The sequence below is a fragment of the Streptomyces sp. NRRL F-5135 genome, assembly GCF_000719775.1.
GTDB lineage: Bacteria > Actinomycetota > Actinomycetes > Streptomycetales > Streptomycetaceae > Streptomyces > Streptomyces hebeiensis.
In genome coordinates, this window is record NZ_JOHR01000030.1 from 18,845 (window position 1) to 40,227 (window position 21,383).

17 protein-coding genes are annotated in these 21,383 nt (G+C 73.1%); 16 read left to right on the top strand and 1 reads right to left on the bottom strand.

Annotated features, from left to right (window positions below):
* The first annotated feature begins 12 nt into the window (after nt 1-12).
* From IG02_RS0133760 to IG02_RS0133820, 13 genes are all read left to right on the top strand, one after another.
* On the top strand, nt 13-1,035 hold the full coding sequence (locus IG02_RS0133760; RefSeq protein ID WP_051766092.1) for an aspartate carbamoyltransferase catalytic subunit: 1,023 nt from the start codon (nt 13-15) through the stop codon (nt 1,033-1,035).
* Nucleotides 1,032-2,318, top strand: coding sequence for a dihydroorotase (locus IG02_RS0133765; protein WP_030756901.1), 1,287 nt, complete (start codon nt 1,032-1,034; stop codon nt 2,316-2,318). The genes IG02_RS0133760 and IG02_RS0133765 overlap by 4 nt, the downstream gene beginning before the upstream one ends.
* Before the next feature lie 17 nt (nt 2,319-2,335).
* Nucleotides 2,336-2,974: a hypothetical protein gene (locus tag IG02_RS0133770; protein ID WP_030756904.1), complete on the top strand. Its 639-nt coding sequence runs from the start codon at nt 2,336-2,338 to the stop codon at nt 2,972-2,974.
* Complete coding sequence (gene carA, locus IG02_RS0133775; RefSeq protein WP_030756907.1) at nt 2,971-4,116, top strand: glutamine-hydrolyzing carbamoyl-phosphate synthase small subunit; 1,146 nt, start codon at nt 2,971-2,973, stop codon at nt 4,114-4,116. Before IG02_RS0133770 ends, carA begins: the two co-directional genes overlap by 4 nt.
* Nucleotides 4,109-7,450, top strand: a complete 3,342-nt coding sequence (gene carB / locus IG02_RS0133780; RefSeq protein ID WP_030756910.1) for a carbamoyl-phosphate synthase large subunit — start codon at nt 4,109-4,111, stop codon at nt 7,448-7,450. The genes carA and carB overlap by 8 nt, the downstream gene beginning before the upstream one ends.
* Nucleotides 7,451-7,576: 126 nt before the next feature.
* Nucleotides 7,577-8,686 (top strand): quinone-dependent dihydroorotate dehydrogenase, encoded by a 1,110-nt coding sequence (locus IG02_RS0133785; RefSeq protein ID WP_030756913.1) that lies wholly within the window; start codon nt 7,577-7,579, stop codon nt 8,684-8,686.
* Nucleotides 8,683-9,597, top strand: coding sequence for an orotidine-5'-phosphate decarboxylase (gene pyrF / locus IG02_RS0133790; protein WP_267958559.1), 915 nt, complete (start codon nt 8,683-8,685; stop codon nt 9,595-9,597). Before IG02_RS0133785 ends, pyrF begins: the two co-directional genes overlap by 4 nt.
* 334 nt (nt 9,598-9,931) lie before the next feature.
* Nucleotides 9,932-10,255 (top strand): integration host factor, actinobacterial type, encoded by a 324-nt coding sequence (gene mihF / locus IG02_RS0133795; protein ID WP_030756919.1) that lies wholly within the window; start codon nt 9,932-9,934, stop codon nt 10,253-10,255.
* A gap of 38 nt (nt 10,256-10,293) precedes the next feature.
* The gene (gene gmk, locus IG02_RS0133800) at nt 10,294-10,857 is read left to right on the top strand and encodes a guanylate kinase (protein WP_030756922.1); all 564 of its coding nucleotides are present in this window, start codon (nt 10,294-10,296) and stop codon (nt 10,855-10,857) included.
* A 56-nt stretch (nt 10,858-10,913) separates the two neighbouring features.
* Complete coding sequence (rpoZ, locus tag IG02_RS0133805) at nt 10,914-11,186, top strand: DNA-directed RNA polymerase subunit omega (RefSeq protein ID WP_003970369.1); 273 nt, start codon at nt 10,914-10,916, stop codon at nt 11,184-11,186.
* 154 nt (nt 11,187-11,340) lie between these two features.
* Entirely contained in the window at nt 11,341-12,546 is a 1,206-nt protein-coding gene (gene coaBC / locus IG02_RS0133810; RefSeq protein WP_030756925.1) for a bifunctional phosphopantothenoylcysteine decarboxylase/phosphopantothenate--cysteine ligase CoaBC, read from the top strand.
* 340 nt (nt 12,547-12,886) lie between these two features.
* A complete protein-coding gene (gene metK / locus IG02_RS0133815) occupies nt 12,887-14,095 on the top strand; it encodes a methionine adenosyltransferase (protein ID WP_030756927.1) in 1,209 nt (402 codons plus the stop codon).
* A gap of 153 nt (nt 14,096-14,248) precedes the next feature.
* Nucleotides 14,249-16,390: a primosomal protein N' gene (locus IG02_RS0133820; protein ID WP_030756929.1), complete on the top strand. Its 2,142-nt coding sequence runs from the start codon at nt 14,249-14,251 to the stop codon at nt 16,388-16,390.
* A 216-nt stretch (nt 16,391-16,606) separates the two neighbouring features.
* On the opposite strand, the gene IG02_RS0133825 is transcribed toward IG02_RS0133820, so the two are convergent.
* Complete coding sequence (locus IG02_RS0133825; protein ID WP_030756930.1) at nt 16,607-17,152, bottom strand: hypothetical protein; 546 nt, start codon at nt 17,150-17,152, stop codon at nt 16,607-16,609.
* 349 nt (nt 17,153-17,501) lie between these two features.
* Between IG02_RS0133825 and fmt the strand changes: the two genes are divergently transcribed.
* From fmt to rpe, 3 genes are all read left to right on the top strand, one after another.
* Entirely contained in the window at nt 17,502-18,440 is a 939-nt protein-coding gene (gene fmt, locus IG02_RS0133830) for a methionyl-tRNA formyltransferase (RefSeq protein WP_030756932.1), read from the top strand.
* Between the two features lie 333 nt (nt 18,441-18,773).
* The gene (locus IG02_RS0133835; protein ID WP_030756934.1) at nt 18,774-20,225 is read left to right on the top strand and encodes an RsmB/NOP family class I SAM-dependent RNA methyltransferase; all 1,452 of its coding nucleotides are present in this window, start codon (nt 18,774-18,776) and stop codon (nt 20,223-20,225) included.
* A 393-nt stretch (nt 20,226-20,618) separates the two neighbouring features.
* The gene (gene rpe / locus IG02_RS0133840; RefSeq protein WP_030756936.1) at nt 20,619-21,302 is read left to right on the top strand and encodes a ribulose-phosphate 3-epimerase; all 684 of its coding nucleotides are present in this window, start codon (nt 20,619-20,621) and stop codon (nt 21,300-21,302) included.
* Nucleotides 21,303-21,383 lie beyond the last annotated feature (81 nt).

Sequence of the window (21,383 nt, forward strand, 5' to 3'; positions counted from 1 at the left end):
AGCACCCTCCCGATGCTGCGCCTCCCGGGGACGAACCCCCGCACACCCGGCCATCTGATCTCCGCCGCCGATCTCAGCCGCGACGAGACCGTGCTGATCCTCGACACGGCCGAGGAGATGGCCCGGGTGGCCGACCGGCCCATCAAGAAGCTGCCGACCCTGCGCGGCCGTACCGTCGTCAACCTGTTCTTCGAGGACTCGACCCGCACCCGGATCTCCTTCGAGGCCGCCGCCAAACGGCTCTCCGCCGACGTCATCAACTTCTCCGCCAAAGGCTCCTCCGTCTCCAAGGGCGAGTCCCTCAAGGACACCGCGCTGACCCTGGAGGCCATGGGCGCCGACGCCGTCGTCATCCGGCACGGCGCCTCCGGTGCCCCGTACCGGCTCGCCACCTCCGGCTGGATCGACGGCGCCGTCGTCAACGCGGGCGACGGCACGCACGAACACCCCACCCAGGCGCTGCTCGACGCGTTCACGCTGCGCCGCCGGCTGGTCGGCGCGGACGCGGGCCTCGGGCACGACCTCGCGGGGCGGCGCGTCACGATCGTCGGTGACGTGCTGCACAGCCGGGTCGCCCGTTCCAACGTGCTGCTGCTGCACACGCTCGGCGCCCACGTCACCCTGGTCGCCCCGCCCACCCTGGTCCCCATCGGGGTCGAGCGGTGGCCCTGCGAGGTCTCCTACGACCTGGACCGGGTGCTGCCCGACTCCGACGCCGTGATGATGCTGCGGGTGCAGCGCGAGCGGATGAACGCCGCCTTCTTCCCGACCGAGCGGGAGTACGCGCGCCGCTACGGCCTCGACGGCGACCGGATGGGCCGCATGCCCGGGCACGCCGTCGTGATGCACCCCGGCCCGATGAACCGGGGCATGGAGATCACCGCCGAGGTGGCCGACTCCGGCCGCTGCACGGCCGTCGAACAGGTCGCCAACGGCGTCTCGATCCGGATGGCCGTGCTCTACCTGCTCCTGGGCGGCAACGAACCCGCCGTCACCCACTCGCTCCCCCGTACCGAGGAGAACACGCAACCATGAGCACGATCCTGATCCGGGGCGCGAAGATCCTCGGCGGCGAGGCGGCGGACGTCCTGATCGACGGCGAGACCATCGCCCGCGTCGGCACCGGCATCGAGGCCGGGGACGCCACGGTCGTCGAGGCCGCGGGGCAGGTCCTGCTGCCCGGCCTGGTCGACCTGCACACCCATCTGCGCGAGCCCGGCCGCGAGGACTCCGAGACCGTCCTGACCGGCACCAAGGCCGCCGCCGTCGGCGGGTTCACCGCCGTCCACGCCATGGCCAACACCTTCCCCGTGGCCGACACCGCCGGTGTGGTCGAGCAGGTCTGGCGGCTCGGCCGGGAATCCGGCTACTGCGACGTCCAGCCCGTCGGCGCCGTCACCGTCGGCCTGGAGGGCAAGAACCTGGCCGAGCTGGGCGCCATGCACGAGTCCGCCGCGCGTGTGCGCGTCTTCTCCGACGACGGCAAGTGCGTGGACGACGCCGTGATCATGCGCCGGGCGCTGGAGTACGTGAAGGCGTTCGACGGGGTCGTCGCCCAGCACGCCCAGGAGCCCCGGCTCACCGAGGGCGCCCAGATGAACGAGGGCGTCGTCTCCGCCGAACTCGGCCTCGGCGGCTGGCCCGCCGTCGCCGAGGAGTCGATCATCGCCCGTGACGTCCTCCTCGCCGCCCACGTCGGCTCCCGGGTGCACATCTGCCACCTCTCCACGGCCGGCTCCGTCGAGCTCGTCCGCTGGGCGAAGTCCAAGGGCTGGCAGGTGACCGCCGAGGTCACCCCGCACCACCTGCTGCTCACGGACGAGCTCGTACGGTCGTACAACCCGGTCTACAAGGTGAACCCGCCGCTGCGCACCGAGGCCGACGTGACGGCCCTGCGCGAGGCCCTGGCCGACGGCACGATCGACTGTGTCGCCACCGACCACGCGCCCCACCCGCACGAGGACAAGGACTGCGAGTGGGCCGCCGCGGCCATGGGCATGGTGGGCCTGGAGACGGCGCTCTCGGTCGTCCAGGAGACGATGGTCGAGACCGGACTGCTGGACTGGGCGGGGGTCGCCGACCGGATGTCGTTCCGGCCCGCCCTCATCGGCCGTCTCGAGTCGCACGGCCGTCCCGTCTCGGCAGGCGAGCCCGCGAACCTCACTCTGGTCGATCCGGCTTACCGTGGTCCCGTGGACCCCGCGGGTTTCGCCTCCCGCAGCCGTAACACCCCCTACGAGGGGCGTGAGCTGCCGGGACGCGTCACCCACACCTTCCTGCGGGGCCGTGCCACGGTCGTCGACGGGATTCTGGCGTGACAAGCCTGACAACAAGCGTGACAAGCGCGAAGCACCTCCTGCCCCTGGCCGCCGAGCAGAAGTCGGCGGACGTGACCGACTGGGCCGCCCGCCTCGGCTGGGTGGCCGGACTGCTGCTGTTCATCGCCTTCGTGTACTGGCTGATGCGCCAGGGCTGGCGGTGGCGCGGCAGCCTCCAGTCCGCGCTGCCCGAGCTGCCCACCGCGCCGGACAGCCCCGGTGAGCCCGTGCTGCGCATGACGGGCCGCTACCACGGCTCCACGACGGCCGGGCAGTGGCTCGACCGCATCGTGGCGCACGGCCTGGGCGTCCGCAGCCGGGCGGAGCTCACGCTCACGGACGCGGGCCTCACCGTCGTACGCCCGGGGGCGGCCGACTTCTTCGTCCCGGCCGGGCAACTGCGCGAGGCCCGGCTCGACAAGGGCATCGCGGGCAAGGTCCTCACCGAGGGCGGTCTGCTGATCGTCACCTGGAGCCACGGCGACACGCTGATCGACTCCGGCTTCCGCTCCGACCGCTCCGCCGAACACGCGGACTGGGTCGAGGCCCTCAACGCGGCCGTCGAGGGAGCCGGTGCCGTCCGCACGGCCGCCGGCGAGACCGCCGGCCCCCCGAACCACCTCAGCACCACCACGAAGGAAGGCCCCGCACGATGACCACCTCCACCCGGGGAAGCACCCGCCCCACGGCGCCCGACGCCGTACTGGTCCTGGAGGACGGCCGCACCTTCCGCGGCCGCGCCTACGGGGCCGTGGGGGAGACCTTCGGCGAGGCCGTCTTCTCCACCGGCATGACCGGCTACCAGGAGACCCTCACCGACCCGTCCTACCACCGCCAGGTCGTGGTGATGACCGCCCCGCACGTCGGCAACACCGGCGTCAACGACGAGGACCCCGAGTCGAAGCGGATCTGGGTCTCCGGCTACGTCGTCCGCGACCCCGCCCGCACCCCCTCCAACTGGCGCTCCCGGCGCTCCCTCGACGACGAGCTGGCCGCCCAGGGCGTCGTCGGCATCAGCGGCGTCGACACCCGCGCGCTCACCCGCCACCTGCGCGAACGCGGCGCGATGCGGGTCGGCATCTTCTCCGGCGAGGCGGTGGCCGACGACGCGACGCTGCTGGACCGCGTCCGCCGGGCCCCCGAGATGACCGGGGCCGACCTGTCCGCCGAGGTCGCCACCGAGGAGGCCTACGTCGTCCCCGCCGTCGGCACCAAGCGCCTCACCGTCGCCGCCCTCGACCTCGGCATCAAGGGCATGACCCCGCGCCGGATGGCCGAGCGCGGCATCGAGGTGCACGTCCTGCCCGCCACCGCCACCCTGGACGAGGTGTACGCCTGCGGACCCGACGGCGTCTTCCTCTCCAACGGCCCGGGCGACCCGGCCACCGCCGACCTGACCGTCGTCAAGGGTGTCCTGGAGCGCGGTACGCCGCTGTTCGGCATCTGCTTCGGCAACCAGCTCCTGGGCCGGGCGCTCGGCTTCGGCACGTACAAGCTCAAGTACGGCCACCGGGGCATCAACCAGCCCGTGCAGGACCGGACCACCGGAAAGGTCGAGGTCACCGCGCACAATCACGGATTCGCCGTGGACGCCCCGCTCGACCGCGTCTCCGACACCCCCTACGGCCGCGCCGAGGTCTCCCACGTCTGCCTCAACGACGACGTCGTGGAGGGGCTCAGGCTGCTCGACCGGCCGGTCTTCAGCGTCCAGTACCACCCCGAGGCGGCCGCGGGCCCGCATGACGCCGCGTACCTGTTCGACCGCTTCGCAGAGCTCATGGAGGCCCAGCGTGCCTAAGCGCACCGATATCCAGTCCGTCCTGGTCATCGGGTCGGGTCCGATCGTCATCGGCCAGGCCGCCGAGTTCGACTACTCCGGCACCCAGGCCTGCCGGGTCCTCAAGTCCGAGGGCCTGCGGGTGATCCTGGTCAACTCCAACCCCGCCACGATCATGACGGACCCGGAGATCGCCGACGCCACCTACGTCGAGCCGATCACCCCCGACTTCGTGGAGAAGATCATCGCCAAGGAGCGCCCCGACGCGCTCCTGCCCACCCTCGGCGGCCAGACGGCGCTCAACACCGCCATCGCGCTGCACGACGCGGGCACGCTCGACCGTTACGGCGTCGAGCTGATCGGCGCCAACGTCGAGGCGATCAACAAGGGCGAGGACCGCGACCTCTTCAAGGAGGTCGTCGCGGCCGTCAACGCCAAGATCGGCCACGGCGAGTCCGCCCGCTCGGTCATCTGCCACTCGATGGACGAGGTGCTGGCCGGGGTCGACGAACTCGGCGGCTACCCCGTCGTCGTCCGGCCCTCCTTCACCATGGGCGGCGCGGGGTCCGGCTTCGCACACGACGAGGAGGACCTGCGCCGGATCGCCGGACAGGGCCTGATGCTCTCCCCGACCACCGAGGTCCTCCTGGAGGAGTCCATCCTCGGCTGGAAGGAGTACGAGCTGGAGCTGATGCGCGACAAGAACGACAATGTCGTGGTCGTGTGCTCCATCGAGAACTTCGACCCGATGGGCGTGCACACCGGCGACTCGATCACGGTCGCGCCCGCGATGACGCTCACCGACCGCGAGTACCAGGTCCTGCGGGACATCGGCATCGCCGTCATCCGCGAGGTCGGCGTCGACACGGGCGGCTGCAACATCCAGTTCGCCGTCAACCCCGAGGACGGCCGGGTCATCGTCATCGAGATGAACCCGCGCGTCTCCCGCTCCTCCGCGCTGGCCTCCAAGGCCACCGGTTTCCCGATCGCCAAGATCGCGGCCCGGCTCGCCGTCGGCTACACGCTGGACGAGATCCCCAACGACATCACCGAGCAGACCCCGGCGTCCTTCGAGCCCACGCTCGACTACGTCGTGGTCAAGGTGCCCCGGTTCGCCTTCGAGAAGTTCCCCGCCGCCGACTCCAGCCTCACCACCACCATGAAGTCGGTGGGCGAGGCCATGGCCATCGGCCGCAACTTCACCGAGGCGCTCCAGAAGGCCCTGCGCTCCCTGGAGAAGTCCGGCAGCCAGTTCTCCTTCACCGACGAGCCGGGCGGCGCCGACCAGGGCCTCGACGAGCCGGGCGTGAAGGACGCGCTGCTGGAGACCGCCAGGATCCCCACGGACGGCCGGATCAGCACCGTCATGCGCGCGATCCGCGCCGGAGCCACCCCCGAGGAGGTCTTCGCGGCGACGCGGATCGACCCCTGGTTCGTGGACCAGCTGTTCCTGATCAAGGAGTACGCGGACGAGCTGGCCGCCGCGCCCGAGCTCTCGCCCGAACTCCTGGCGGCGGCCAAGCGGCACGGCTTCTCCGACGCCCAGATCGGCGCGATCCGGGGCCTGCGCGAGGACGTCGTCCGCGAGGTGCGGCACGCCCTCGGCGTGCGTCCGGTCTACAAGACGGTCGACACCTGCGCCGCCGAGTTCGCGGCCAGGACGCCGTACTTCTACTCGTCCTACGACGAGGAGAGCGAGGTCGCGCCGCGCGAGAAGCCCGCCGTGATCATCCTCGGCTCGGGCCCCAACCGGATCGGCCAGGGCATCGAGTTCGACTACTCCTGTGTGCACGCCTCCTTCGCACTCGGCGCCGCCGGCTACGAGACCGTGATGGTCAACTGCAACCCGGAGACCGTCTCCACCGACTACGACACCTCCGACCGGCTCTACTTCGAGCCGCTCACCCTGGAGGACGTCCTGGAGATCGTGCACGCCGAGACGCAGGCCGGACCGGTCGCAGGCGTCATCGTCCAGCTCGGCGGCCAGACGCCGCTCGGGCTCGCGCAGGCGCTCAAGGACAACGGCGTACCGGTCGTCGGCACGCCTCCCGAGGCGATCCACGCGGCCGAGGACCGGGGCGCCTTCGGCCGGGTCCTCGCCGAGGCCGGGCTGCCCGCGCCCAAGCACGGCACGGCCACCACCTTCGACGAGGCCAAGGCCATCGCCGACGAGATCGGCTACCCGGTGCTCGTACGGCCCTCGTACGTCCTCGGCGGACGCGGCATGGAGATCGTGTACGACGAGACCCGGCTCTCCGCGTACATCGCCGAGTCCACGGAGATCGGTCCCAGCCGGCCGGTCCTCGTGGACCGCTTCCTCGACGACGCCATCGAGATCGACGTGGACGCGCTCTACGACGGCACCGAGCTGTACCTGGGCGGCGTCATGGAGCACATCGAGGAGGCCGGCATCCACTCCGGCGACTCGGCGTGCGCCCTGCCGCCCATCACGCTGGGCGGTTTCGACATCAAGCGGCTGCGCGCCTCGACCGAGGCCATCGCCCGGGGCGTCGGCGTACGCGGGCTGATCAACATCCAGTTCGCGATGGCCGGGGACATCCTGTACGTCCTGGAGGCCAACCCGCGCGCCTCCCGTACGGTCCCCTTCACCTCCAAGGCCACGGCCGTACCGCTCGCCAAGGCCGCGGCCCGCATCTCGCTGGGCGCCACCGTCGCCGAGCTGCGCGCCGAGGGCCTGCTGCCCGCGACCGGCGACGGCGGCACCCTGCCGCTGGACGCGCCGATCTCCGTCAAGGAGGCCGTGATGCCGTGGTCGCGGTTCCGCGACATCCACGGGCGCGGGGTGGACACCGTCCTCGGACCGGAGATGCGTTCGACGGGGGAGGTCATGGGCATCGACTCCGCCTTCGGCACGGCGTACGCCAAGTCGCAGTCCGGCGCGTACGGTCCGCTGCCCACCAAGGGCCGCGCCTTCATCTCCGTCGCCAACCGCGACAAGCGCTCGATGATCTTCCCGGCGCGCGAGCTGGTGGCGCACGGCTTCGAACTGCTCGCCACCTCCGGCACCGCCGAGGTCCTCAAGCGCAACGGCATCCACGCGACCGTCGTGCGCAAGCAGAGCGAGGGCGAGGGGCCCGGCGGTGAGAAGACCATCGTCCAGCTGATCCACGACGGCGGCGTCGACCTGATCGTCAACACCCCGTACGGGACCGGCGGCCGCCTCGACGGCTACGACATCCGGACGGCCGCGGTGGCCCGGGGCGTTCCCTGCCTGACGACGGTGCAGGCGCTGGCCGCCGCCGTCCAGGGCATCGACGCCTTCAAGAACGGCGAGGTCGGGGTCCGCTCCCTCCAGGAACACGCGGCACACCTGACGGCCGCGCGCCAGGTCTGACCGGCCGGCGGCAGGCAAGCCCGTCCCGTCGGAGGGGGGACACCGGCCTCGGTGTCCCCCCTCCGACGGGACCCCACCGACCTTTGAGGTCCGACGAGAAGAAGACGGACGCCCCCTCCCATGCACCTGTACCGCTTGCTCTTCCGGCTCGTGTTCCGGCGGATGGACCCCGAAGCGGCCCACCACCTGGCGTTCCGGTGGATCCGGCTCACCGCGCGCGTCCCCGTCCTGCGGACGTTTCTGGCGGCCTTCCTCGCCCCCCGCCACAAGGAGCTGCGCACCGAGGCGTTCGGCCTGCGGATGCACGGCCCGTTCGGGCTCGCGGCCGGCTTCGACAAGAACGCCGTCGGCATCGACGGCCTCGCGATGCTCGGCTTCGACCATGTCGAGATCGGCACGGTCACCGGCCGGCCGCAGCCGGGCAACCCCCGCACCCGGCTCTTCCGGCTGACGCCCGACCGGGCCCTGATCAACCGGATGGGCTTCAACAACGACGGGTCCGCGGCCGTCGCGGCCCGGCTCGCGGCCCGCAGGCCCGTCTTCAGGACCACGGTCGGCGTCAACATCGGCAAGACCAAGGCCGTCCCGGAGAGCGAGGCCGTCGCCGACTACGTCCTGTCCACCGAGCGCCTGGCCGCCCACGCCGACTACCTCGTGGTCAACGTCAGCTCGCCCAACACTCCCGGCCTGCGCAGCCTTCAGGCGGTCGACCGGCTCCGGCCGCTGCTGACCGCCGTACGGGCCGCCGCCGACCGCGGCGTCACCCGCCGCCGGGTCCCGCTCCTGGTGAAGATCGCGCCCGACCTCGCGGACGAGGACATCGACGCCGTCGCGGACCTCGCCGTCGAACTCGGCCTCGACGGCATCATCGCCACCAACACCACCATCGCCAGGGAAGGGCTCGGCCTGGCCTCGGACCCGGCCCTGACCGCCGAGACGGGCGGCCTGTCGGGAGCGCCGCTGAAGGCGCGCTCGCTGGAGGTCCTGCGCCGGCTGTACGCCCGGGTGGGCGACCGGATCACGCTGGTCGGCGTGGGCGGCGTCGAGAACGCCGAGGACGCCTGGCGACGCATCCTCGCGGGCGCCACCCTGGTGCAGGGCTACAGCGCGTTCATCTACGAGGGGCCGCTGTGGAGCCGTGAGATCCACCACGGGCTCGCGGCCCGGCTGGCCGCGAGCCCCTACGCCACGCTCGCCGAGGCCGTCGGCGCAGACACCCGGAAGGTGACCGAATGACCGATCGCACGCCCGGCGCCACGCCGACCGCCGTTTCCGGCACCACGCCCGTCGGTACCGGGACCGGCCGCCCGGTCCCGGAGCCCTTCGGGGCCCGGCTGCGGCGCGCCATGGACACCCGCGGCCCGCTCTGTGTGGGCATCGACCCGCACGGTTCGCTGCTCACGGCCTGGGGCCTGGACGACGACGTCGCGGGCCTGGAACGCTTCACCCGTACGACGGTGGAGGCGCTGGCCGACCGGGTCGCCGTGCTGAAACCGCAGTCGGCGTTCTTCGAGCGCTTCGGCTCGCGCGGCGTGGCCGTACTGGAGAAGGCGGTGGCCGAGGCGCGGGCGGCCGGGGCGCTGGTCCTGATGGACGCCAAGCGCGGTGACATCGGCTCGACCATGGACGCGTACGCGCGGACCTACCTGGCGCCGGACTCGCCGCTGTTCTCGGACGCGGTGACGGTCTCCCCGTACCTCGGCTTCGGGTCCCTGCGGCCCGCGCTCGACGCCGCTGCCGCGGCCGGCTCGGGAGTCTTCGTGCTGGCCCTCACCTCCAACCCGGAGGGCGCCGAGGTGCAGCGCGCCACGGCCGCGGACGGCAGGTCGCTGGCCCAGGTGATGCTGGACCACCTGGCGGCGGAGAACGCGGGAGCCACGCCCCTCGGCTCGGCCGGCGCGGTCGTCGGCGCCACGCTCGGCGACCCGGGCGCGGATCTCGCGATCAACGGTCCGCTGCTCGCTCCCGGCATCGGCGCGCAGGGCGCGACCCCGGCGGATCTGCCCCGGGTGTTCGGGGCGGCCGTCGGGGATGTCGTCCCGAGCGTCAGCCGGGGTGTTCTGCGTCACGGACCGGACGTCAGTGCGCTGCGGGAGGCCGCGCTGCGGTTCGCCGACGAGGTACGGACGGCGGTCGCGGGCGGCTGAGGCCGTCCTCTGTCCGTCCCGGGCCCGCCCTGAACCCGGTCGGCGGAGAGCCCGGGGCGGAGCCGGAGGCGACAGCGCGGGGGAACTCCAGCTGGACGATGGCCAAGTTCCTGTCCAAATACCTGGACAAAATTACCAAAACGTCGCACCTATGCGATGCTGACCAGGACTTTTCGTCTGTTCTCGCTGACTCGGGCGGTCATGGCCGCTAGTCTCCGTCGAGAGCCGACGTGCAGTTCACGTGCAGTGCGTTGCCCGTTGCTCGCCTGGTGTGGGGCGATCAGGTCCCTCACCGGTCCGTATCCGACAGTTCGACATCCGAGGTGACGTAGGCGTGGCTCTTCCGCCCCTTACCCCTGAACAGCGCGCAGCCGCGCTCAAAAAGGCCGCCGCGGCTCGCCAGGAGCGGGCCGAGGTCAAGAATCGACTCAAGCACTCCGGCGCCTCCCTCCATGACGTCATCAGGCAGGGACAGGAGAACGACGTCATCGGCAAGATGAAGGTGTCGGCCCTGCTCGAGTCCCTGCCCGGCGTGGGCAAGGTCCGCGCCAAGCAGATCATGGAGCGGCTCGGCATCTCCGAGAGCCGTCGTGTACGTGGTCTCGGCTCCAACCAGATCGCCTCGCTCGAGCGGGAGTTCGGCGGCGGCGGAGCCTGACGTTCCCGGGCACTGCCGGGAACCTGGATAATCGCCGCATGGCAGCAGAGGTACGACCGCGGCTGACCGTGCTCTCCGGCCCCTCCGGGGTCGGCAAGAGCACGGTCGTCGCGCATATGCGCAAGGTCCACCCCGAGGTCTGGCTCTCGGTGTCGGCCACCACCAGGAAGCCGCGCCCCGGCGAGCGCGACGGTGTCCAGTACTTCTTCGTCTCCGACGACGAATTCGACAAGCTGGTCGCCAACGGCGAGCTGCTGGAATGGGCGGAGTTCGCGGGCAACCGCTACGGCACCCCCCGCCAGGCGGTCCTCGACCGGCTGCGGGCGGGGGAGCCCGTCCTGCTGGAGATCGACCTCCAGGGCGCGCGACAGGTCAAGGAGTCCCTGCCCGACTCCCGGCTGGTCTTCCTGGCGCCGCCGAGCTGGGAGGAGCTGGTGCGCCGGCTCACCGGCCGGGGGACGGAGTCGGCCGAGGTGATCGAGCGCCGGCTCGAGGCCGCCAAGGTCGAGCTGGCCGCGGAGTCGGAGTTCGATACGACGCTGGTCAACACCTCCGTCGAGGACGTGGCGCGCGAACTGCTAGCCTTGGTGGCAGTCGCATGATCTGTCGTGGTCCCTTCGATCACGATCTCCTTGAATTTTCTTCGGAAGGCCAGAGAGTGTCCTCTTCCATCACCACGCCCGAGGGCATCATCAACCCGCCGATCGATGAGCTGCTCGAGGCCACGGACTCGAAGTACAGCCTCGTGATCTACGCCGCCAAGCGCGCGCGTCAGATCAACGCTTACTACTCGCAGCTCGGCGAGGGCCTGCTCGAGTACGTCGGTCCGCTGGTGGACACGCACGTCCACGAGAAGCCGCTCTCGATCGCCCTGCGCGAGATCAACGCGGGTCTGCTGACGTCCGAGGCCATCGAGGGCCCGGCCCAGTAGCCGCACGGCCCGCGGGCGTACGGTCCCGACGGGCGTACGGTCTTCGCGGCGCACTTCCACCACAGGCCCGGCAGCACGACTGCCGGGCCTGTGGTGTGTCATGTCGGAGGATGAGACGTGGGGCCGGACGGTCCCGGACGAGGGGAGAGGCACGGTGGCCGAGCCGAAGGTCGTGCTGGGAGTCGCGGGCGGCATCGCCGCGTACAAGGCGTGCGAACTGCTGCGCCGGCTCACGGAGAGCGGGCACGACGTACATGTCGTACCGACCGCCTCCGCGCTCCACTTCGTGGGGGAGGCGACCTGGTCAGCGCTCTCCGGCCACCCGGTCGCGACCGAGGTCTGGACCGATGTCCACGAGGTCCCGCACGTCCGGATCGGGCAGTCCGCGGACCTGGTCGTCGTCGCCCCCGCCACCGCCGACCTGCTCGCCAGGGCGGCCCACGGGCTCGCCGACGACCTGCTCACGAACACGCTCCTCACCGCGCGCTGTCCGGTCGTCCTCGCCCCGGCCATGCACACCGAGATGTGGGAGCACCCGGCCACCCGGGAGAACGTGGCGACACTGCGCCGCCGCGGCACCGTTGTCATCGAGCCCGCCGTCGGCCGGCTCACCGGCGTGGACACCGGCAAGGGACGGCTGCCCGACCCCGGGGAGATCTTCGAGGTCTGCCGCCGGGTGCTGGCCCGGGGCGTCACCGAGCCCGACCTGGCCGGGCGCCATGTGGTGGTCAGCGCCGGGGGTACGCGCGAGCCGCTCGACCCGGTGCGCTACCTGGGGAACCGTTCCTCGGGCAAGCAGGGCTACGCCCTGGCCAAAACGGCCGCCGCCCGTGGCGCGCGCGTCACGCTCATCGAGGCGAACACGGGGCTGGCGGACCCGGCGGGCGTGGACGTGGTCCACGTGGGCACGGCCGTGCAGCTGAGGGAGGCCGTGCTCAAGGCCGCCGCGGAGGCCGACGCGGTGGTGATGGCGGCGGCGGTCGCGGACTTCCGGCCCGCCGACTACGCCCAGGGCAAGATCAAGAAGAAGGACGGCGAGGAGCCCGCGCCGCTCGTCCTGGTCCGCAACCCGGACATCCTCGCCGAGATCTCGGCCGAGCGGGCCCACCCGGGGCAGGTGGTCGTGGGCTTCGCGGCGGAGACGGACGACGTCCTGGCCAACGGGCGCTCCAAGCTCCGGCGCAAGGGGTGCGACCTGCTCGTCGTGAACGAGGTGGGGGAGCGGAAGACGTTCGGCTCGGAGGAGAACGAAGCGGTGGTCCTGTCGGCGGACGGCAGCGAGACACCGGTGCCGCACGGGCCGAAGGAGGCGCTGGCGGACGTGGTCTGGGACCAGGTGGCGGCGCGGCTCGCGGGCTGAGCGCGCACACCGGGCCATGGCGCCCCGGGGCCGTCCGGCGTTGCGTGAATTCTCCGTTGCGGGCGGGGCGCGGGCGCGGGCGGCGGGTCATGGGCGCACGGGGGAGGGGGAGCGGGGACGGCTCGAGAACCGGTCGAGCCCCGGTCCGGCGGCCCTGGCCACGCCGGATCGGTGTGTCGCATAATGCAGTGCCGCGGGCGACGGGGACTCCCACAGATCGAGACACTTCGCCCTGTAGCCTCGTACGACCGATAAAGTGGTCGTGGAATGTCGGCGGGCCCGGCCCCTCCGCCGTTCCACCCATGATCAGCCAGCAGCCGCTGCAACCCCAGGGAGCGATGTGTCCCGCCGTCTGTTCACCTCGGAGTCCGTGACCGAAGGTCACCCCGACAAGATCGCTGACCAGATCAGCGACACCATTCTTGACGCGCTCCTGCGGGAGGACCCGACTTCCCGGGTCGCCGTGGAGACCTTGATCACCACCGGTCTGGTGCACGTGGCCGGCGAGGTGACGACCAAGGCCTACGCGCCCATCCCCCAGCTGGTGCGCAACAAGATCCTGGAAATCGGCTACGACTCCTCGAAGAAGGGCTTCGACGGCGCTTCCTGCGGCGTTTCGGTGTCCATCGGCGCGCAGTCCCCCGACATCGCCCAGGGCGTGGACGCGGCGTACGAGAAGCGGGTGGAGGGCGATGAGGACGAGCTCGACAAGCAGGGCGCCGGCGACCAGGGCCTGATGTTCGGCTACGCCAGCGACGAGACGCCCGAGCTGATGCCGCTGCCGATCTACCTGGCCCACCGGCTCTCGCGCCGCCTGTCCGAGGTCCGCAAGAACGGCACCATCCCGTACCTGCGCCCCGACGGCAAGACCCAGGTCACCATCGAGTACGACGGTGACAAGGCCGTCCGCCTCGACACGGTCGTCGTCTCCTCTCAGCACGCCTCCGACATCGACCTGGACTCGCTGCTCGCCCCCGACGTGCGCGAATTCGTCGTCGAGCACGTTCTCAAGCAGCTCGTGGACGACGGCATCAAGCTGGAGACCGAGGGCTACCGCCTGCTGGTGAACCCGACCGGCCGCTTCGAGATCGGCGGCCCGATGGGCGACGCCGGCCTGACCGGCCGCAAGATCATCATCGACACCTACGGCGGCATGGCCCGCCACGGCGGCGGCGCCTTCTCCGGCAAGGACCCGTCCAAGGTCGACCGCTCCGCCGCCTACGCGATGCGCTGGGTCGCCAAGAACGTCGTCGCCGCAGGCCTGGCGTCGCGCTGCGAGGTCCAGGTCGCGTACGCGATCGGCAAGGCCGAGCCCGTCGGCCTCTTCGTGGAGACCTTCGGCACCGCCAAGGTCGACACGGACAAGATCGAGCACGCCATCGGCCAGGTCTTCGACCTCCGCCCCGCCGCGATCATCCGCGACCTCGACCTGCTCCGCCCGATCTACGCCCAGACCGCGGCGTACGGCCACTTCGGCCGCGAGCTTCCCGACTTCACCTGGGAGCGCACGGACCGCGTGGAGGAGCTGCGCAAGGCCGCGGGCGTCTGACCCGGCCCACCGCGCCCCACAGCCGTACGGAAACGGCCCCGGACCGCCCCTCGAGGACGGTCGGGGCCGTTCCACGTGTACCGGGGCCGCCGCTCGCGGACGCCGGACGCGACGGAGAAGGGGGTGTCGGTGCGGTCTGGTAGGTATGGAACTGTGCGCAGCGACGACAGGCAGTCCGGGGAATCCGCCGGTGGCGGGCCCGAGCAGCTTGCCCTGATCCGGGAGACGGTGCGCACGGCGAGAGTGCCGCGGGCGAAGCCGCGGACATGGCGGGGGGCCGCGCTGGCGGGGGAGATGCCGGTCGCGCGGGTGGTGGTCAACAAGGGAGTGCTGCATCTCGACCAGTTCTTCGACTACGCCGTGCCGGAGGAGCTCGACGAGGTGGCCCGGCCCGGGGTGCGGGTGCGGGTGCGGTTCGGGGCCGGAGCGCATCAGGTGCGGGGCGGGCGGCGCGAGGGCGGGCGGCTGATCGACGGGTTCATCGTCGAGCGGCGGGCCGCCTCGGACTACTCGGGGCCGCTCGCCGCGCTGGCGGACGTGGTGTCGCCGGAGCCGGTGCTCAGCGCGGAGCTGCTCGGCCTCGCCCGGGCGGTCGCGGACCGCTACGCGGGCAGTCTGGCCGATGTCCTCCAGCTCGCGGTCCCGCCGCGGAACGCGCGCGCCGAGGCCAAGCCCTCGCCGGATCCGCTGCCGCCGCCCGCCGCACCCGGGCCGGGCACCTGGGAGCGGTATCCCAACGGGCCGGCGTTCCTCGACGCGCTCGCGGGCGGCGGGTCCCCGCGGGCGGTGTGGACGGCGCTGCCCGGGCCGCACTGGGCGGGCGAGCTGGCCGCCGCCGTGGCGGCGACGCTGGCCTCCGGGCGGGGCTCGCTGGTCGTCGTGCCGGACGGGCGGGCCGCCGCGCGGGTCGACACCGCGCTCACCGCGCTCCTCGGCGAGGGGCGGCACGCGCTGCTGACGGCGGAGGCGGGCCCCGAGCGGCGGTACCGGCAGTGGCTCGCCGTCCGGCGCGGCTCCGTACGGGCGGTCGTCGGGACCCGGGCGGCCATGTTCGCGCCCGTCCAGGACCTGGGGCTGGTCGCCGTCTGGGACGACGGTGACAGCAGCCACAGCGAGCAGCACGCCCCCCAGCCGCACGCCCGTGAGGTGCTGCTGCTGCGCGCCGCCCACGACCAGTGCGGTTTCCTGCTGGGCGGCACGTCGTGCACGGTCGAGGCGGCCCAGCTCGTCGCGACCGGCTGGGCGCTGCCCCTCGCGGCCCCCCGAGAGCGGGTGCGGGCGGCCGCCCCGCTGGTCCGTACGGTCGGCGACGGCGAGCTGGCGCGTGACGAGGCGGCCCGGGTGGCCCGGTTGCCCAGTCTCGCCTGGCAGGCCGTCAGGGAGGGGCTCAGGACCGGGCCGGTGCTCGTACAGGTGCCCCGGCGCGGCTATGTGCCGCGGCTGGCCTGCGAGCGCTGCCGGGCGCCGGCCAGGTGCCGGCACTGCGCGGGTCCGCTCCAGGCACCCGCCGAACGGGACCTGCGCTGCGGCTGGTGCGGCCGGGACGAGCCGGGCTGGCACTGCGCGGAATGCGGCTCCACCCGGCTGCGCGCGAGGGTCGTGGGGGCACGGCGTACGGCGGAGGAACTGGGCCGGGCGTTCCCCGCCGTCCCGGTCCGTACGTCGGGGCGGGACCATGTGCTGGAATCCGTTCCGGACCGCCCCGCGCTGGTGGTGTCCACCCCCGGCGCCGAGCCGGTGGCCGACGGCGGCTACGCGGCCGCGCTGCTGCTCGACGGCTGGGCGATGCTCGGCCGCCCCGATCTGCGGGCGGGGGAGGAAGCGCTGCGCCGCTGGATACACGCGGGCTCGCTGGTACGCGGGCAGGCCGAGGGCGGCACCGTGGTGGTGGTCGCGGAACCGACGCTGCGTCCGGTGCAGGCGCTGGTCCGCTGGGACCCGGTGGGCCACGCACGGCGTGAACTGGCCGAGCGCGCGGAGCTGGGATTCCCGCCGGTCTCCCGGATGGCCGCCGTGACCGGCCCGCCGGACGCGCTGACCGCGTTCCTCGCCGCGGCCGCCCTGCCGGGCGACGCCGAGGTGCTGGGGCCCGTGCCCCTGCCGATGACCGATCCGGGCCGGCCCCGCAGGACCGGCGACCCGCCACCGGGGGAGCGCTGGGAGCGGGCCCTGGTGCGGGTGCCGCCGGGCAGTGGGGCCGCGCTGGCGGCCGCCCTGAAGGCGGCGCGGGCGGGGCGGTCCGCCCGGGGCGGCGATCCCGTGCGGGTCAGGATCGACCCGCCGGACATCGGCTGAGACGTACGCCGTGGGCGGGAGCGGCTGCCGCGTGGGCGGAGTGGGGCCTTGCGTGAGGGCGGTGCGGTCGGGCGGCTGACGGCCGCACCGCCCCGATCCTGGGGCCGGGGCCTTCGGCGCCGCCCCCGCCCTGGGCCGGGCCCGCGCCGCCGCCCTGCCTCGCTCCGCGTCGCAGGGCGGCTGATGCTCCCGGTGCGCCCGGCGGCGACGGACGGGTCAGCCGCCGCGCGGGCCCGGGAAGGCGGTCGTGCGGGACTCGCCGCGGAGCGACTGCGCGCCCGCCGTCGGCTGCGGAGGCATCGAACGAGCCGCCGGGACCGCCGGGAGGGGGGTGCCCGGGACGGTCGTCGGGTGCTGGCGGGGCGTCGTGGCGTCCTGCGCGCGGTCGGTGTCGGCCGCGCTCGCCTGCTGCGCGGCCCTGCGGGTGCCGTAACGCCGGTGCACCGCCTGCTTGGTGACGCCCAGGGCCGATCCCACGGCGTCCCACGAGAATCCCAGCGAGCGGTCGAAGTCCACCGCCGCCGTCACCAGTGTCTCGACGCTGTCGCGCAGCTCCTGGGCGAGCCGGACGGTGGGGGCGGGGGCCCTGCCGTAGACGACGAAGCCCGTGGCGGGGCCCGAGCGCCGCGGGCGGTAGACGTTGCCCAACTGGGCGGTGAGGGTGCGCAGCGCGTCCACCTGCCGTCGTACCCGCTCGATGTCCCGCACCAACAGGTGCAGACTTGCCCGGGCTTGTGCGTCGTGGGTTGCGTGGTCGGCCATGAACAAGCCTCTCGAACCGGCGTTGAAAAGGACCGGGCCGATTGCGAGCGGCCCGTGGGTCAATCTGTCTTGACAACGCGCCGACGGCCGTTGTGGTCACGCTGCGGGGCGTATCCGTCCACGAGCGGGGCGCACGGGCCGCCGTACGCCCCCGGGCCGCCGTACGCCTCGGGCCGCCGTACGCCCCGGGAGGGCGGACGGCCCCCGGGAGTGCTGACGGCGGGCGGACCCTAGACTGGTGCGCTGCTCGTCGCGCCGGTCCGTCCGGTCGGCCGGTCCGACGGCCGGGTCACCCGGCGACAGCCCGCCCGCCCCGTACGCCACCAGCCCGAGAGGCAGTCAGCCACCGATGAAGCTCGTCTTCGCCGGCACCCCCGAGGTCGCCGTACCCGCCCTGGACGCACTCATCGCCTCCGACCGGCACGAGGTCGCCGCCGTCGTGACCCGGCCCGACGCGCCCTCGGGGCGCGGGCGCAGGCTCGTCGCCTGCCCGGTCGCGCAACGCGCGGAGGAGGCCGGGATCGAGGTGCTCAAGCCGGCCAGGCCGCGCGACGAGGACTTCCTGGCACGGCTGCGCGAGATCGGCCCCGACTGCTGTCCGGTCGTCGCCTACGGCGCGCTGCTGCCGCGGGTCGCCCTCGACGTGCCCGCGCACGGCTGGGTGAACCTGCACTTCTCGCTGCTGCCCGCCTGGCGCGGCGCCGCGCCCGTGCAGCACGCCGTGCTGGCGGGGGACGAGGTCACCGGCGCGTCCACCTTCCAGATCGAGGAGGGGCTGGACTCCGGGCCGGTGTACGGCGTGCTCACCGAGCAGGTGCGTGCCGCGGACACCAGCGGGGACCTGCTGACCCGGCTGGCCTTCGCCGGGGCGGGGCTGCTCGTCGCGACCATGGACGGCATCGAGGACGGCACGCTCAAGCCGAAGCCGCAGCCCGCCGAGGGCGTCTCCCTCGCGCCCAAGATCAATGTCGAGGACGCCCGGGTGGACTGGGCCGCGCCGGCGCTGCGCGTGGACCGTCTGGTGCGCGCCTGCACGCCCGCGCCCGGGGCCTGGACCGTGTTCCGCGGCGAGCGGCTCAAGCTGATCCAGTTGACGCCGCTGCCCGACCGCCGGGAATTGTCACCCGGCGAGATCGCCGCCGCCAAGAACAGCGTCCATGTGGGCACCGGCTCGCACGACGTCGAACTCCTCTGGGTCCAGCCGCAGGGCAAGAAGCCGATGCGCGCCGCCGACTGGGCCCGGGGGGTACGGATCGCGCAGGGTGAGCGCCTGGGCGCGCACGCCTGACCGGACCTGACCTCATCGGACCGGTTCGGGCCGGGCTGGGTTGGAGCGGGCCGGTTCGGAGCGGACCGGGTCTGATCTGGCTGGGCCGAATCGGACGGTGGCCCGTCGGCCCCTGCCCTTTCCCCTGCCTCGGCCTCGGCTCTTTCCCCTGCCCCCTGCCGCTGCCGTCGGGGTGCCGGGACCGTCTCCGGACGGGCCCGGCCGCCGGACTCCCCGTCGCCCGGCGGCCTTGGCTCGCCCGGCGACCGTCCCGTCGCCCGACCCTGCCCGCCCGCGCGCCGGGCCGCCGGACGTACGCTGGCGGGGATCGACCTCTCTCACCGCGGAGCACCTTTGAACGACCAGGCCCGTCGCCGTCCCGCCAAGCCGTACCGCCGCCCCAAGAAGGACCCTGTCCGGGTGCTCGCCTTCGACGCGCTGCGGGCCGTCGACGAGCGGGACGCGTACGCGAACCTCGTCCTCCCGCCGCTGCTCAGGAAGGCCCGCGAGAGCGGCGGCTTCGACGCGCGGGACGCGGCGCTCGCCACGGAACTCGTCTACGGCACGCTGCGCCGTCAGGGCACCTACGACGCGATCATCGCCTCGTGCGTCGACCGGCCGCTGCGCGAGGTCGACCCGCCGGTCCTCGACGTGCTCTCCCTGGGCGCGCACCAGCTGCTGGGCACGCGGATCCCGAGTCACGCGGCGGTCTCCGCCAGCGTGGAGCTGGCCCGTGTGGTCCTCGGGGACGGCCGGGCAAAGTTCGTCAACGCCGTCCTTCGCAAGATCGCCCAGGACGACCTGGAGACCTGGGTACAGCGGGTCGCCCCGCCGTACGACGAGGACCCCGAGGACCATCTCGCGGTCGTGCACTCCCATCCGCGCTGGATCGTCTCCGCGCTGTGGGACGCCCTGGGCGGCGGCCGGGCCGGTGTCGAGGAACTCCTCGAGGCCGACAACGAGCGACCGGAGGTGACCCTCGTGGCCCGGCCGGGCCGGGCCACCACCGAGGAACTGCTGGCGTCTCTGGGCGAGGAGGGCGGGCTCCCCGGCCGCTGGTCGCCCCATGCCGTACGGCTCGCCGACGGCGGTGAGCCGGGCGCGGTCGACGCCGTACGGGAAGGGCGCGCCGGCGTCCAGGACGAGGGCAGCCAGCTCGTCGCGCTCGCCCTCGCGGCCGCGCCCCTGGAGGGCCGGGACACGCGCTGGCTGGACGGCTGCGCGGGGCCCGGCGGCAAGGCGGCCCTGCTGGGCGCGCTGGCCGCCGGGCGCGGGGCCGCCCTGCTCGCCGCCGAGAAACAGCCGCACCGGGCCCGGCTGGTCGAGCGGGCACTGGCCGGGAACCCCGGGCCGTACCAGGTCGTCGTCGCGGACGGTACGCGTCCGGCCTGGGTCCCCGGCACCTTCGACCGGGTCCTGGTCGACGTCCCCTGCTCGGGCCTCGGCGCGCTGCGCCGGCGGCCCGAGGCGCGCTGGCGGCGCCGCCCGGAGGACCTGGACGGCTTCGCGCCGCTCCAGCGCGCTCTGCTGCGCGAGGCGCTGGAGGCCGTACGGATCGGTGGCGTCGTGGGCTACGCGACCTGTTCTCCGCACCTCGCCGAGACCAGGGTCGTCGTGGACGACGTCCTGCGCGGGCGCGGCGCGGGCCATGGCCGCGGTGGCCCCGCGGTCCGGGCCGAGTGGATCGACGCCCGGCCGCTGATGCCGGGCGTACCGGCGCTGGGGGAGGGGCCCGACGTACAGCTGTGGCCGCACCTGCACGGCACGGACGCCATGTATCTGGCGCTGCTGCGGCGGACCGCGTGAACCGCCGACGACCGTGATCCGCGAGAGCTCCGGGAACCCCGCCATCGTAGGGGGCTCTGCGTGTCGGTACATGTCCCTACGATGTTCGGCCGCGTGTCCGAGGTCGTCTGTAGGTGTTCGCCGATGTCCGTACGCGACCTACGAAGATGACGAGCGGGGCAGCGTGGTGAACGGGGCCGAATGAATCCGAACCAGGTCGGCCGGTCCGTACGAAAGCCTCCGGTCCGGCCGGACCGGAGGCTTTCGTACCGCCGCGAGAACATGCGAATTGCGTCGACTGCGAGGTTCGGCGGGGGGCCGACGGGCCGTCGCCCGCTCCACGGGCATGTACCGATCTTCGCCTGACGGTCAGGAACGGTCAGGAAGCGGTCCGGAGCATGGCAGGCTTGGCACATGGCGCAGATCAATCCCAGCATCCTGTCCGCCGACTTCTCGCGACTCGCCGAGGAGGCGAAGGCGGTCGAAGGCGCGGACTGGCTCCATGTCGATGTCATGGACAACCACTTCGTGCCGAACCTGACCCTCGGGACGCCGGTGGTCGAGTCGCTCGCGCGGGCGACGGACATCCCGCTGGACTGCCACCTGATGATCGAGGAGCCCGACCGCTGGGCCCCGCAGTACGTCGAGGCGGGCGCCGGGTCGGTGACCTTCCACGTGGAGGCCGCCGCCGCGCCCGTACGGCTCGCGCGGGAGATCCGCGCCAAGGGGGCGCGGGCCTCCATGGCGCTGAAGCCCGCGACGCCCGTGGAGCCGTACGAGGACCTGCTCCCCGAGCTGGACATGCTGTTGATCATGACGGTGGAGCCCGGCTTCGGCGGTCAGGCGTTCCTGGACATCATGCTGCCGAAGATCCGCCGTACCCGGGAGCTGATCGCCAAGCACGGTCTCGAACTGTGGCTCCAGGTGGACGGCGGGGTCTCGGCGACGACGATCGAACGGTGCGCGGAGGCGGGCGCGGACGTGTTCGTCGCCGGCTCCGCGGTGTACGGGACGGACGACCCGGCGGCGGCGGTCCGGATGCTCCGCAACCAGGCGGACGAGGCAACCGGCTCGGCCGCCTGGGCGTGCGGTCACTGAGCCGCCACGCGTCCCCGGGCGCGGGGACCGGGTGAGCCGGGTGCCGGTGGCCCCGGGGCCAGTGGACCAGTGGGCCACGGG